This window comes from Paraburkholderia terricola, from assembly GCF_900142195.1.
GTDB lineage: Bacteria > Pseudomonadota > Gammaproteobacteria > Burkholderiales > Burkholderiaceae > Paraburkholderia > Paraburkholderia terricola.
The window spans coordinates 1-13,563 of record NZ_FRAB01000029.1 but is presented as its reverse complement, the minus strand read 5'-3'; the positions used below and the strand labels follow the sequence as shown (position 1 = coordinate 13,563).

Below are 13,563 nucleotides of genomic sequence, written 5' to 3'. Positions count from 1 at the left end.
CCGGCGCGGTTGAATGCGCGAACGCGGCTTCGCGGCGTTGTTGCAGCGCGGTCGATTGCCGCAGTTTTCGCCTGATCGCGTCAAGCAGCAGCAACGACGCTATAAGAAAAACTTGATGCCCATCAAAGGCTTGCGGCATAAGAATCCGAAACTCACGCAAAACAAGGCGGTTTTTTGACGCACGTCGCGTCGCAGCAGAAAATTCGCTCATCCCCTACTCTTGCGCCCATCTGCCCAGCGCAGTGCGCACCGACACCGGTCGACGCGCGTAGTCCGCCCTCGCGGGCATCACGCACTTCACGCTCATGAACTCCGCTCTCTCGGCACTCGACCTCGCCCGCATCCAGTTTGCGTTCACCGTCTCCTTTCACATCGTTTTTCCGGCGCTCAGTATCGGCCTCGCGAGCTTCATCGCCGTGCTCGAATGGCGCTGGCTCAAAACCGGCAAGACGTATTACAAGGATCTTTGCCTGTTCTGGTCGAAGATTTTCGCGGTGGCCTTCGGCATGGGCGTGGTCTCCGGCGTCGTGATGAGCTATCAGTTCGGCACCAACTGGTCCGGTTTTTCGAGCTTCGCCGGCCCGGTCACCGGACCGCTGCTGATGTACGAAGTCATGACCGCGTTCTTTCTCGAAGCGGGCTTCCTCGGCATCATGCTGTTCGGCTGGCAGCGCGTGAGTCCGCGCGCACACTTCGGCGCCACGTTGATGGTCGCCGTCGGCACGCTGATCTCGACCTTCTGGATTCTCGCGTCCAATAGCTGGATGCAAACGCCGCAAGGCTTCGAAGTGGTGAACGGCCGGGTCGTGCCGCTCGACTGGTTTAAGATCGTTTTCAATCCGTCGTTCCCGTACCGGCTCGCGCATATGGCGCTCGCCGCGTTCATCGTCGCGGGGCTGGTGGTGGCGGCGGTGGGCGCATGGCACCTGTTGCGCGGCCGGCGCGATCCGGCCGTCAAGAAGATGTTCTCGATGGCGCTCTGGCTGCTGTTGATCCTCACGCCGCTCCAGGCAGTCGTCGGCGATCAGCACGGTCTGAACACGCGCGAGTATCAGCCCGCGAAAATCGCGGCGATAGAAGGTCTGTGGGAAACCGAAAAAGGCGGCACCGCGCTGAACCTGTTCGGTATTCCCGACATGCAGGCGGAGACCACGCGCTACGCGGTGTCGATTCCGCACCTGGGCAGCCTGATCCTCACGCACAGTTGGGACGGCGAGATTCGCGGCCTGAAGGAATTTCCGCCGCAAGACCGGCCGAACTCGACGGTGGTGTTCTGGAGCTTTCGCGTCATGGTCGGCCTCGGCATGCTGATGATCCTGATGTCGCTGATCGGCTGGGCGCTGCGCCGCCGTGAACGGCTGTTCGAGGCCAGGTGGTTCCAGCATCTCGCCGTGCTGATGGGCCCGACCGGTTTCATCACGCTGCTGGCTGGCTGGGTCACCACCGAGGCGGGCCGTCAGCCGTGGGTGGTCTATGGCGTGATGCGCACTTCCCAAGCCGTGTCGCCGCTCACCACGCAGCAGGTCGGCATCTCGTTGATGACCTTCGTGGTGGTCTATTTCCTGGTGTTCGGCACCGGCGTCTATTACATGCTCAAGCTGATGCGCTCCGGTCCGCCGTTACCCGGACAAACGCCGCACGACGCGCCGGAGCATTCGCCGAACCAGACCGCGCGCCGCCCGCTCTCCGCCGCCGATCACATGATCGACGCGGCCTGAACCCACCCGCTTCACTAGCTGCTTGCGAGAAAGACAATGGACGTAACCGTAGTGTGGGCCGCGATCATCGCGCTGGGCCTTTTCATGTATGTGGTGCTGGACGGCTTCGACCTGGGCATCGGCATCGTCTTCCCGTTCTTCCCCGACGAGAAGGAACGCGATCTGATGATGAACACCGTCGCGCCGGTGTGGGACGGCAACGAAACCTGGCTCGTGCTCGGCGGCGCCGGCCTGTTCGCGGTGTTTCCGGTGGTTTACTCGACCGTGCTGTCCGCGCTCTATCTGCCGCTGATCTTCATGCTCGTGTGCCTGATCTTTCGCGGCGTCTCGTTCGAGATTCGCGCCAAGGCCAATCGCACGAAACCTATGTGGGACCTCGCGTTCATCGGCGGTTCGGCGGGCGCGACGTTCTTCCAGGGCATCGCACTGGGCGCGTTCCTGCAAGGCATCCCGGTGATCGACGGCGGTTATGCCGGCGACGCCTTCGGCTGGCTCACGCCGTTCAGCCTGCTCACGGGACTTGGGCTCATCGTCACTTATGCGCTGCTCGGCTGCTGCTGGCTGGTCGCGAAGACCGAAGGCGATCTGCAACGCCGCCTGCATCGCGTGGTATGGCCGCTGACGATGGTGCTGCTCGGCTTCATCGCGATGGTCAGCGTGTGGACGCCGCTGCAGGACCCGAATATCGCGCAACGCTGGTTTCATGACGGCCTCTTCTATCGGCTGTTGCCGGTGCCGTTCCTGGTTGCGGTCTGCGTGTTCTTCATGCGCCGCGCGGTGCGTGAGCGGCATGACAACACGCCGTTCGTGCTGGCGCTGCTGCTCGTGCTGCTCGGTTACGCGGGGCTGCTGGTGAGCCTGTGGCCGTATGCGATTCCGTCGAGCATGACGCTATGGGAGGCCGCCGCGCCGCGTTCGAGCCAGATGTTCACGCTGGTCGGCGCGGCGGTGATTCTGCCGATCATCATCGCCTATACGACGATGGGTTACTGGGTATTTCGTGGCAAGGTGCGTCATGACGACCAACATCACTATCACTAAGCACGCGGAGGGCGGCGCCGGCGCGCAAACGCCGGCGCGCAAGAAGCTGCCCGGCTGGCTGTGGTTCATCGCGCTATGGTGCTTCGGCGTGGCCTCGGCGATGTCGCTCGGCTTCGCGTTCAAGCTCCTGATGAATGCGACGCTATTTGCCGTTAAATAAAGGCCCGTTGTCGCGCGCCTCGATCCGGCGCGCATAACCTGCGGAATCCCTTAGGCACGGCTTCAAAAACGGCGCTCGCGGCTCGTCTACCTAGCAAGCCGGAACCTGTGCGCGGGAGACCAACCTTAGCGACAACGTGGTGCATCTAAACAGCCGGCGATCATATAAATAAATAGTCACGTGCGCGGCGGGCCGGAAGGTTCGCCGCGCCGCCGATCGGTATAGGATCGCGGGGTAGCCGGCAATGATGCAATTCACGAGAATAGAAGTAAAACGAGACGCTACAACGGCGGTAGCCCACAACGCGCAGGCTCGACTCGCGGAGACATCATGAAGTTTCTTGTGGCCGACGACCATGAACTGATCCGGCAAGGCGTCAAGGGAATGCTGCGCGGTCTCGATCCCGACGCCCAGTTCGACGAAGCCGATAGCTGGGAAACGCTCGCCACCGCCGCGCGGCCCGACGCCGATCACGATCTGGCGATCGTCGATCTGCATATGCCGGGCATGAGCGGCGCGTCGTCGCTCGAGACGCTGCTGGCGGCGAATCCCGCGTTGCCGGTGGTCGTGCTGTCCGCCGAGGAGTCGCCCGACGAGATGCGTGCGGTGCTGGCCGCCGGGGCGCTCGGCTTCGTGCCGAAGCGGCAGCCCGCCAGCGTGATGCTCAAGGCGATCGAACTCGTTCTTTCCGGCGGCGCGTATGTGCCGATGGAAGCACTCAGTCTGCTGGGCTCTCGCGAAGCGCAAGCCGCGCCGGTCTGCGCCGACGGCGCCGCCGGGTCATCCAGCCTGGGCAGCATGCCGATTACCGCTCAGGCGGGCATTCAGGCAAGCGCGCGGGGCGCGGGCCAAGGCGCGACGGCGCTCACCGAGCCGATCACGCAACTGCCGGCGCTGCAGCCGCATCAACAGCATTTGCTGGAAAACCTGTCGCCGCGCCAGCAGGACATCATGCGGCTCGTGCATCGCGGCTGGACCAACAAGATGATCGCGCGTGAACTCGGCGTCGCGGAAGGCACGGTCAAGGTGCACCTGTCGGTCATCTTCCGGGCGCTCGGCGTACATAACCGGTCGATGGCGATCGCGGTGATCAACGGCTGGCTCGAAGCGGGGAAAACGTTGTAGGCGGGCGGGTGTCGGGCGGTGGCAAGTGGTGCGGCGAACGCCGGCAGGCGGTGCGACGGACGGCAGCAAGCGGCGCGGCGAACGCCGGCGAGCGGTGCGACGAACGGCAGCAATCGGCGCAGCGAACGCCGGCGAGCGGCGCATTGTTTAACGCTCCGGCTAGCGCTTGCCGCTTGCGTCCGCGCCTGGCATCCGCTTCCCTCCCGCGTCCCTCCACTCCCCAATCCCTGCGACTATCCCTACGCCCCCAACCTCGCGCCGCTCGCCGACTGGCCCGCCACTTGCCCCACCCCGCCCGGCGCCGCCCAACTCCCCGGCTCATTTCCCGTTCCATCCGCGCGCAATTCCGGCGTGGCCGCCGCCCGTCTCTTATCCAGTTCCGCCTGCTGCCAGAGCATTTCCAGCGTGCGCCGCAAGCGCGCCGGCGTGACCGGCTTATGCAGCACGGGAATCCCCTGCAAGGCCAGCGCCGCCAGTTCCGCCGACGCCATATCGCCCGTGATCAGCAGCGTCACCACGCCTTCATGCCCCGCGCGCGCGAGCACGTTGCGCACGGCGGTCAGCGCCTGCGCGCCGGTGCGGTGATGCGCCAACTGGTAGTCGCATAGCACGGCGTCCGGCACGAAGCCGTCCTCGAGCGCCGCCAGCGCGGCGGCTTCGTCGCGCGCGCCGCGCACGGTGCAACCCCAGCGTCCCAGCAAACTGGCGAGGCCTTCGAGAATCGACGGTTCGTCGTCGATGCACAGCACGCGCCGCCCTTGCGCCGAAGGACCGCCCGCCACCGCTTCATTCAGGCTCGCCACGATGCCGCGGGCGTCGCCCGCCTGCACCGGAAAGCGGAACACCGAACCGCGCCCCGGCGCCGAGCGCAGTTGCAATTCGCCGCCCAGCATGCCGACCAGCCGCTTCACCGTGGGCAACCCCAGGCCATGCCCCTGACGTGCATCGCGCTGCGGATTGGCGACCTGATAAAACTCCTCGAAGATGCGTTCATGTTCCTCGACGGGAATGCCGATGCCCGAATCACGCACTTCGATATACCCGCCCGCTTGCCGCCCCGCGCGACGAAAGCCCAGCCAGATCGCGCCTTCCTCGGTATAGCGCACCGCGTTCGAGAGCAGGTTGCTCAGCACGCGTTCGAGCAACACCGGATCGTCGTGCACGACCATCGTGGTCGGCGCGATCCGCAGCGCGAGTCCCTTGGCGGCGGCTTGCGGCCGGTACTGGCTGCCGACGCGCTCGAACAGTTCGGAAAGCCGGAAATGCAGCCGGATCACCTGGGTCACGCCGCTTTCGAGCCGCGCGAGATCGAGCACCTGGTTGAATAGCTGATTCAACGCCTCGACGTTATAGACGATGTGCTCGGCCGTTTTGGCATGCTGCGCCGGTGTCGCCGCCGCATCGTTGAGCGAGGCCGCGAGCAGGCCGATCGCGTGCAAGGGCTGACGCAAATCGTGGCTCGCCGCGGCGAAAAAGCGGGTTTTGGCGAGGCTCGCCTCTTCGGCGACGTGCTTTTGCACCGCCAGCGACTCCGCCAGATACTGCTGATCGACCCGCGCCTGCACGACCTGCCGGAACAGCTTGCGATAGCTCAACGCATAGACGTTGATCGCGAAGAAGAAAAACGCGAGGACGATGGCGAGTATCGTGCGGTCGAACGTATGCGTGCCGACATGCAGCACGATCGACGGAAACAGCAGGAACGGAATGGCGGTCGAAAAATTGAGCAGGTCGAAGCCGTTCGACATGAACACGCCGGCCGCCAGCGTGACGAGCAACACGGTATGCAGCAGCGGCAAATCCGTTTGCGGGCTCTGGAACGCGAACCACACCGCGAGGCCCGGCGCGCTGTAGAGCAACACGCCGCGCACCGCATGCAGATAGATCCAGCCGCGCGGCGATACGAGTTGCGGATAGCGCCGGTTGCAGATCCACAGTGCGAGGCTGCCGCAATTGGCGGCCGCATAAAACCCGAAGCACGCGATGAACAGCGGCGGCGACGGTATCTCCGGCCAGTAGATCGCCACCAGCACCGCGATCGAGAACCAGTGCGAAAAGAACGCAATCGGATCTTGCGCGTACAGCACGCGCACCAGATCTTCGTCGATTGCATGCTGGATAGGCTCGGCCCGCATTGCGCGGTCTCCTTTATCGTTCGGCCTCGGCGCTTCAGCGCTGACTCCGGTCCGGTGCACGGCATCGGGCATGGCGGATACGGTGATAAGGCGCGGGCGCCCGGCGACGCGGGCCTTGGGAGCCCAGGCGTGCCGCGCGAAGGGACGGCATCGGTGCTGCGTATTGCTTCACTGCGCGGCAGCTCGCGGTCCACGTTGGTCCCGCGGTCCACGTCGCGTCACTGTTCAGACGAATGACGTACCGCGCGCCGGACGGTTTACCCGGCAGTTTACCCATCAGCTACCACTTAATCCATATAGGCGAAGCCATTTGCGAAACGCATACTGGCCTCACATTCAGCGCGGCTTCGACATTCCAGCCACTCTTCACCGCCTGCCTTCGAGGCTCGCCGCGCTTCTGCCTTCCCCCTTATGGAGGTTTTCATGGGCGCTGTTCCGAGCCACGAGTTCGTCCGCAATCTCGACGATGCGATCCTGCCCGAGTTGTGGCGCCGGCGTACCCGCTTGTCCGCCGATGAAATGGTGTCGATGGTCGAGCTGGTCAAGCGGGCGCTGCGGACCTACCATCCGCTCGAACTTCACGCGCTCGGCGAGGACAAGGAAGAACTGGTCGCCCAGTTCATCTATTCGAAAGTGCTGCGCCTCGCGCCCGGCCACACCGAAACGCACGCCTGCGCCGATAGCGCGCCGTCCAACGGCTACGCATTGTGCGCGTATTTTCGCCGCTACCTGATCGACTGTTTGCGCAGCGCCGGCCATCAGCGCAACGTGTCGATGGAAAACGAAGGCATGGCGCAGGAGATTGATCTGCATGCCCAGGCGCTGGAAGACCCGGTGGAAAGCGTGCTGCTGCAATACGGCCTCGACGAACAGCGCGTGCGGCTCGCGGCGCGCACGTTCATCGACGGCCTCGACGAGCCCGAGCGCATCGTGCTCGCCGGCAGCCTCGGCTGGTGTTCGGAAGGCAAAGGCGGTTTGTCGGCAGTCGCAGCTCAGCATCGGGTGCCCTCGTATCACTATCGCGCCGTCAAACTCGGCGTCACCATGAAAAAGACGGCCGGCGCCGCGGATTTTTCCAATACCAAGATCGGCCGCTGGCTGAGCGACGTGCTCGGCATCGAAATCGACCTCGACAATCGCGCGGCGATTCTCGTCGCGCTGAACCTGCTCGCGGCCGAATCGAGCGACAGCGAAATGAATGAAGCAGCGGCGTAACAAGCGCTCATGATGACGCGTCGCTCACGGGCGGCAGCCGCGCCGCACGATGCCCCACGCCTCACACGGGTCCCACACGGTTTTTCACACGCGCCACATCTCGCGCGCCCCGTACGATGCGCCTTTTTTTGTCATCGCGCACCGCCTACGATAAAAAAGCCGCCGCCGCACGCCGTCTTCCTTGCGAAGTCCGGCTTCCCTCCCCCCGCATTGCCATTCCTGACGAGGTGGTCCTGATGAACCGCTTATCGAGCGCCGTGACGGCGATGAAGTCGCATTACGATGTGGTCGTGGTGGGTTCGGGCTATGGCGGAGCGATCGCCGCGAGCCGCATGGCGCGCGCCGGCCGCAGCGTGTGCGTGCTGGAGCGCGGGCGCGAATTCATGGCCGGCGAATTTCCGCGCACGCCGTTCCAGGGCGCCGCGCAGGTGCAGTACAACACTTCGGTCGCGCGCATCGGCTCGCCGCTCGCGCTGCTCGAAGTGCACGTGAATGAAGACGTGAACGCCGTGGTCGGCTGCGGTCTCGGCGGCACTTCGCTGATCAACGCGAATGTCGCGCTCGAAGCCGACCCGCGCTTATGGGACGACCCGCGCTGGCCCGCCGCGCTGCGCGCCGACAAGGACGGCCGCGACAAGGGTTATGCGCGCGCCTTCGCGATGCTGCAACCGTCGCCGGTGCCGAGCGACTTTCCACCGCTGCCGAAATTGCAGGCCCTGGAGAGGTCGGCGCAGGCGCTCGGCATGGAAGATCGCTTCAGCCGTCCGCCGATCACCGTCACGTTCGAGAACCGCGTGAACGCCGCCGGCGTCGCGCAGCAGGCTTGCGTCGGCTGCGGCGACTGCAATTCGGGCTGCAATTACGAAGCGAAGAATTCGACGCACATGAACTATCTGCCCGACGCCGTCGCGCACGGCGCGCAGATTTTCACGGGCGCGGCGGTGCATTCCGTAGTGCGCGACGCCGCCACGCGCAAGTGGCGGGTGAACTACCAGTTGGTGAGCGTCGGCCGCGAGAGTTATGGCGCGCCCGATCTGTTCGTGAGCGCCGATATCGTCATCGTGTCGGCGGGCACGATCGGCTCGACCGCGCTGCTGCTGCGTTCGAGCCAGGCGCCGCAAGGGCTCAGCGTTTCCGCGATGCTCGGCCAACGCTTCACCGGCAACGGCGACGTGCTCGCCTTCGCGTACAACACCGACGCGGCCATCAACGGCGTCGGCTGGGGCGCGCACGAGCCGGGCGAGATCGCGCCGGTCGGGCCGACCATCACCGGACTCATCGACCATCGCAACACGCCCGATGTGAAAGACGGCTTCGTGATCGAGGAGGGCTCGCTCGCCGGACCGGTCGGCGCGGCGCTCGTCGCCCTGCTCGGCGCGGCCGCGCCGCTCGAAGGCGAGGAGGTCGCTGAGCCAGGCTCGCCCGAAAAGCCGTTCGCCTATGACGCGCGGGTGATCGAAAGCGTGCTGCGCGGCCCGTATCACGGCGCGCTCAACCACACGCAAAGCTACCTCGTGATGGCGCACGACGACGAAAGCGGCCGCATCGGCATCGACGACAACGGCCGCGCGCGCATCACCTGGGAAAACGCCGGCAAGCAGCCGATCTTCGAAACGATCGAGGCCACCCTCAAGCAGGCGACGGCGCCGCTCGGCGGCAAGTATCTGCGCAATCCCATTTCGACGGACTTCATGGACAACCGCACCGTCACCGTTCATCCGCTCGGCGGCTGCGGCATGGGCGAGGACGCCGCACACGGCGTGGTCGATCACATGGGCCGGGTGTTTAGCGGCGCCTCCGGCGACGCGGTGCACGAGGGCCTCTTCGTGATGGACGGCGCCGTGATGCCGATGTCGCTCGGCGTGAATCCGCTGCTGACGATCTCGGCGCTGGCCGAACGCAATTGCGCGCTGCTCGCCGCCTCGCGAGGCTGGACGATCGACTACGAGTCGAAGGGCGGGGCCGCCGTGCCAGCGCCGCAGCGCATCGGCCTGCGCTTCACCGAAACGATGGTGGGCACCTATACGCCGGCCGTCGCGGGCGAGGCGGCCACGAGCCCGATCGAATTCACGCTGACCGTGGAATCGGACGATCTCGCCGACATGCTCGTCAATCCGCAGCATCTGGCGCAGACGGCCGGCACGCTGACCTGCCCCGCCCTCTCGGCGCAACCGATGACGATCACCGACGGCACCTTCAATCTGTTCGTCGTCGATCCGGCGGATGTCGACGAACGCAACATGAACTACCGCATGACGCTCAATGCCACCGAAGGCAAAACGTACTATCTGAGCGGGCAGAAGATCATCACGCGCAGTTCGCCGCTGAATCTATGGGAGCAGACCAACACGCTGTACGCCGAGATTCGCGGCTCGGCGCAAGCGGATGCACCCGTGATCGGCAAGGCGACGCTCGTCATCACGCCGGAGAATTTCCTCAAGCAGCAACGCACGCTCGAAGTCACTCACGCGCCCGATTTGACGACCCGCCTCGAATGGACACTGAAGTTCGGCAAGTTTTTTGCGGGCGTGCTGTTCACCGAATACGGCGGCGTGGCCGCGCCGCTACAGTTTTTCGATCCGAACGCCAAGCCGCGCATGAAGCGGCCCTTGCGCGCGCCGGCGCCGCAACTGTTCTTCTTCGATACGCCCGATGGCACGACGCTGAGACTCACGCGCTATCTGGACCACGCCAACAAGGAAGCGCGTCCGTTGCTGCTGATCCACGGCTCCGGCGTATCGAGCCGCATCTATTCGACCGATCTGATCGCCACCAACCTGGTGGAATATCTATGCGCGGCCGGCTACGACGTATGGCTCGTCGATCTGCGCGTCAGCATCGAAATGCCGAGCGTGCTGGTGCCGACCAACGTCGACCAGGTCGCGCGCGAGGACATTCCGGCCGCCGTCGCCAAGGTGCGCGAGTTGACCGGCGCGCCGAACATCCAGGTGCTGGGCCATTGCCTCGGCGGCCTCGCGTTGAGCATGTCGCTGCTGTACGGACTCGAAGGCGTGCGCTCGGCGGTCATTTCGCAGGTGTCGGCGCATCCGGTGCCGGGCACCCTGCAACGGATCAAGGCTGGCTTGCATATTCCCGACCTCATCCAGCATCTCGGCGTGTCCGATCTGACGGCTTATACGCAGCACAAAAAGTGGCCGCACAATCTGTTCGACGAAGCCTTGCGGCTCTACCCGATCGATCACGACGAAGGTTGCGGCAACGCCATCTGTCACCGCTCCACGTTCCTGTACGGCTTGCTCTATGAACACGCGCAACTGAACGAATTGCTGCATTCGAATCTGCAGGAATTGTTCGGCATGCACGACGTCGAGCTGTTCAGGCATCTGGCCGCGATGGCGCGGGCAGGCGAAGTCGTCGACGCCGAAGGGCGAGCCATTTACCTCAGCGGGACGAACGGCGCAAAAGGCCTGGAAGGCATGCGTATGCCGATCGGATTTATCCACGGCGATCGCAACGAAACCTATCTGCCGAAGAGCACCCAACTCACTTATGACCTGCTGACAAGGGAATTCCCGGAGCAGCCTTACGAGCGGCATCTGATTCCCGGCTATGGGCACATCGACTGCATCTTCGGCAAGCATGCGGCGGTGGATGTTTACCCGGTCATCGCGAGGTATCTGAACGCGCATTGACCGCCCACGGCGCTCCCAACCTTGAAATCGACGGCTGCCCCCGCTATACCTCAATGCGGCAGCCGTGAATCGGCTGCCGGCCCTCCTGAGCCGGTTTGCGTTGTTCTGGCGCATGATCGGGCCTTCACGCCGCGCGAATAGTCCCGAACCCTAATACCAAAAGGGAGACGCCATGTACCAGCAGACCTATAACCCGTTAGGCAATGCATTCCTTTCCACGCTCGTTGCCGCGATTCCGATCCTGACGCTGCTCTATTTCATCGCCTTGCACCGCCACCGCGACACCCAGGGCAACGTGCACCTGGGCATCTCCGCGCCCTACGCGGCTTTTTTCGGCGTCATCGCCGCTTTCGCCGTGTCGTGTCTGGTCTTCAGGATGCCGGTTGTATCGGCCGTCTCGGCCTTCGCGCTCGGCTCGCTGTCGGGGTTTCTGGGCATCATCTGGATCGTGCTGGCGGCCATGTTCCTCTACACGATGAGCGTCGTGACGGGCAAATTCGAAATCGTCAAGGAATCGATTGTCCATATCTCGTTCGACCGGCGGTTGCAATGCGTGCTGATCGCTTTTTCGTTCGGCGCGATCATCGAAGGCACGTCGGGGTTCGGCACGCCGGTCGCCATCGCGGGCGCCGTGATGGTGGGCCTCGGCTTCAAGCCGTTTCAATCCGCCGTGCTGAACCTGCTCGCCAACACGGCCCCGGTCGCCTGGGGCGCGATCGGCACGCCGATCGTGACGTTGGCGGCCGTGAGCGGCCTCGATCAGGTCACGCTTTCCGCCATGGCGGGTCACCAGTTGCCGTTCGTCTCGATCTTCGTGCCCTTCTGGCTGGTCGCCACGTTCGTGAAGATGGAAGGCGGAACCTGGAAGGAAGTCTTCGAAGTCTGGCCGGCCATGTTATGCGCGGGCGGGTCGTTCGCGCTGATGCAGTTCTTCGCGTCGGGAACCAACGCACTGCACCTGATGACCGACGTGGTATCGGGCGTCTTTTCGGTGATCTGCACGGCGCTGTTCCTGCGCTTCATCTGGCATCCCAAGACCCGCTTTTTGCTGCGCTCCGAGCGTGAAGCACTCGCGCAAGCCGGCAAGACCACGGCCGCCGCAACCACCGACACGAGCGAATGGAAATACAAATACTCGGCCGCCGAAACCGCCTATGCGTGGATGCCGTGGGTGATTCTGATCGCCTGCTGCGCGCTCTGGGGCGTGCCGGAGTTCAAGAAATTCCTCAACAACCTGTTCGCGGGAATCACCTTCAGCACCACGCTGCTCGGCTCGAAGTTCAGCGGGTCGCTGTCGCTTCCGGTCTGGGACATGCCGGCGCTGCATAACCTCGTGCAGCGCATGCCGCCCGTCGCGCCCGTCAACGCGAAACCCGAAGCGGCCCGCTTCATGATCAACTGGCTGTCCGCCGCCGGCACGGGCGTGTTCGTGGCGGCGATCCTGTCCGGCCTCGTGCTCAGGCTGAACGCGGCGCAATGGAAGGATGCCTTCATGCAGACCATGCACCGGATGAAGATTCCGGTGCTGGTGATCGCTCAGGTGCTGGGCCTGGGATTCCTGACCCGCTACTCGGGCACCGACGCGGTCCTCGGTCTTGCGTTCACCAACGCGGGATTTCTCTACCCGTTCTTCGCGGCGTACCTGGGCTGGCTCGGGGTCTTCCTGACCGGTTCCGACACGGCGTCGAACGCGCTCTTCGGCAGCCTGCAGCGCATCACGGCGCAGCAACTGAACCTCAATCCGATCCTGATCGTCGCGACCAACTCGACCGGCGGCGTGATGGGCAAGATGATCGACGCTCAATCCATCATGGTGGCGTGCGCGGCCTGCTACGACGATCCGAAGGAGCGCTCGTTCGCGTTGGGGCCGATCTTCCGAACCGTGTTCTTTCATTCGATTGCCGGGGCCGCGGTGATCGGCCTGATCGCGATGCTGCAGGCGTATGTGTTCCCGTGGATGATTCCGATCGCGCCGCTTGCGAAGTGAGCATCTCCGAATGAACGGCGCGCACGGCCTCGACCTGCGCGCCGGTCGTCGAATCTTGCCGTGTGCCGTGGAGCGCGAGCCGCAGCGTATCGGTGGCGCCGGAGTCGCCCGTCCCGTCCTTGCTGATGCCGTTGTGCGTGTCACGGTCATATTTCGGCTACGCCTTTGTTGATTTTTCCCGACTGGCAATTGAAAAATCATCGCGGGTATTCGCATCGACGACTAACAGGCTGCTGAAGTATCGGCGGTAATGTCATCGCTGAAGGCCCCTGAAGCGTTGATGGAAGACCCCCACTTGCCCCTTGGAGATCATGCGCGGCGCCGACACATTCACCGAGAGTTTGTTTTCCATGCGCAAGCTGGACGACTTCGTTCCGAAGTCGCATCCGTTGCGTTCGATCCGGGTGATGGCGAACGAAGCACTGGTGAAGATGGATCGGTTGTTTGCCGGGATGTACGAGGCCGACCTCAAGGGTGGGCGGCCGAGCATCGCGCCGGAGAAGTTGCTGCGAGCCATGCTGATCCAGGT

At 64.2% G+C, this 13,563-nt stretch carries 10 protein-coding genes; 9 read left to right on the top strand and 1 reads right to left on the bottom strand.

The genetic code is table 11. From position 1 onward, the window contains the following. The first annotated feature begins 13 nt into the window (after positions 1-13). The 5 genes from BUE39_RS34920 (at position 14) to BUE39_RS22240 (ending at position 4,044) form a co-directional block, all read left to right on the top strand. On the top strand, positions 14-178 hold the full coding sequence (locus BUE39_RS34920; RefSeq protein WP_159442586.1) for a hypothetical protein: 165 nt from the start codon (positions 14-16) through the stop codon (positions 176-178). Positions 179-305: 127 nt separating this feature from the next. After that, positions 306-1,718, top strand: coding sequence for a cytochrome ubiquinol oxidase subunit I (locus tag BUE39_RS22255; RefSeq protein ID WP_073430882.1), 1,413 nt, complete (start codon positions 306-308; stop codon positions 1,716-1,718). A gap of 36 nt (positions 1,719-1,754) precedes the next feature. Continuing rightward, on the top strand, positions 1,755-2,759 hold the full coding sequence (gene cydB, locus BUE39_RS22250; protein WP_073430881.1) for a cytochrome d ubiquinol oxidase subunit II: 1,005 nt from the start codon (positions 1,755-1,757) through the stop codon (positions 2,757-2,759). After that, on the top strand, positions 2,734-2,919 hold the full coding sequence (locus BUE39_RS22245) for a hypothetical protein (RefSeq protein ID WP_073430880.1): 186 nt from the start codon (positions 2,734-2,736) through the stop codon (positions 2,917-2,919). The genes cydB and BUE39_RS22245 overlap by 26 nt, the downstream gene beginning before the upstream one ends. 330 nt (positions 2,920-3,249) lie before the next feature. Beyond that, on the top strand, positions 3,250-4,044 hold the full coding sequence (locus tag BUE39_RS22240; RefSeq protein WP_073430879.1) for a response regulator transcription factor: 795 nt from the start codon (positions 3,250-3,252) through the stop codon (positions 4,042-4,044). Between the two features lie 239 nt (positions 4,045-4,283). Here BUE39_RS22240 and BUE39_RS22235 read toward each other — a convergent pair whose 3' ends face one another. Next, complete coding sequence (locus tag BUE39_RS22235) at positions 4,284-6,179, bottom strand: ATP-binding response regulator (protein ID WP_073430878.1); 1,896 nt, start codon at positions 6,177-6,179, stop codon at positions 4,284-4,286. 423 nt (positions 6,180-6,602) lie between these two features. On the opposite strand from BUE39_RS22235, the gene BUE39_RS22230 reads away from it, so the two are divergent. The 4 genes from BUE39_RS22230 to BUE39_RS22215 all read left to right on the top strand — a co-directional run. Next, entirely contained in the window at positions 6,603-7,394 is a 792-nt protein-coding gene (locus tag BUE39_RS22230) for a hypothetical protein (RefSeq protein ID WP_073430877.1), read from the top strand. Positions 7,395-7,630: 236 nt separating this feature from the next. Next, on the top strand, positions 7,631-11,047 hold the full coding sequence (locus BUE39_RS22225; protein ID WP_073430876.1) for an alpha/beta fold hydrolase: 3,417 nt from the start codon (positions 7,631-7,633) through the stop codon (positions 11,045-11,047). Between the two features lie 172 nt (positions 11,048-11,219). After that, positions 11,220-13,034 carry an L-lactate permease gene (locus BUE39_RS22220; RefSeq protein ID WP_073430875.1) on the top strand — a complete coding sequence of 605 codons (1,815 nt, stop codon included), beginning with the start codon at positions 11,220-11,222 and terminating at the stop codon, positions 13,032-13,034. Between the two features lie 311 nt (positions 13,035-13,345). Continuing rightward, positions 13,346-13,563: transposase (locus tag BUE39_RS22215; RefSeq protein ID WP_073430120.1), on the top strand; the 218-nt coding region annotated here is incomplete at its 3' end.

Bases quoted from the DNA above. Each gene is read 5' to 3' on its own strand.
- BUE39_RS34920 (WP_159442586.1), top strand. From the start codon at position 14: ATGCGCGAACGCGGCTTCGCGGCGTTGTTGCAGCGCGGTCGATTGCCG.
- BUE39_RS22255 (WP_073430882.1), top strand. From the start codon at position 306: ATGAACTCCGCTCTCTCGGCACTCGACCTCGCCCGCATCCAGTTTGCG.
- cydB (WP_073430881.1), top strand. From the start codon at position 1,755: ATGGACGTAACCGTAGTGTGGGCCGCGATCATCGCGCTGGGCCTTTTC.
- BUE39_RS22245 (WP_073430880.1), top strand. From the start codon at position 2,734: ATGACGACCAACATCACTATCACTAAGCACGCGGAGGGCGGCGCCGGC.
- BUE39_RS22240 (WP_073430879.1), top strand. From the start codon at position 3,250: ATGAAGTTTCTTGTGGCCGACGACCATGAACTGATCCGGCAAGGCGTC.
- BUE39_RS22235 (WP_073430878.1), bottom strand. From the start codon at position 6,179: ATGCGGGCCGAGCCTATCCAGCATGCAATCGACGAAGATCTGGTGCGC.
- BUE39_RS22230 (WP_073430877.1), top strand. From the start codon at position 6,603: ATGGGCGCTGTTCCGAGCCACGAGTTCGTCCGCAATCTCGACGATGCG.
- BUE39_RS22225 (WP_073430876.1), top strand. From the start codon at position 7,631: ATGAACCGCTTATCGAGCGCCGTGACGGCGATGAAGTCGCATTACGAT.
- BUE39_RS22220 (WP_073430875.1), top strand. From the start codon at position 11,220: ATGTACCAGCAGACCTATAACCCGTTAGGCAATGCATTCCTTTCCACG.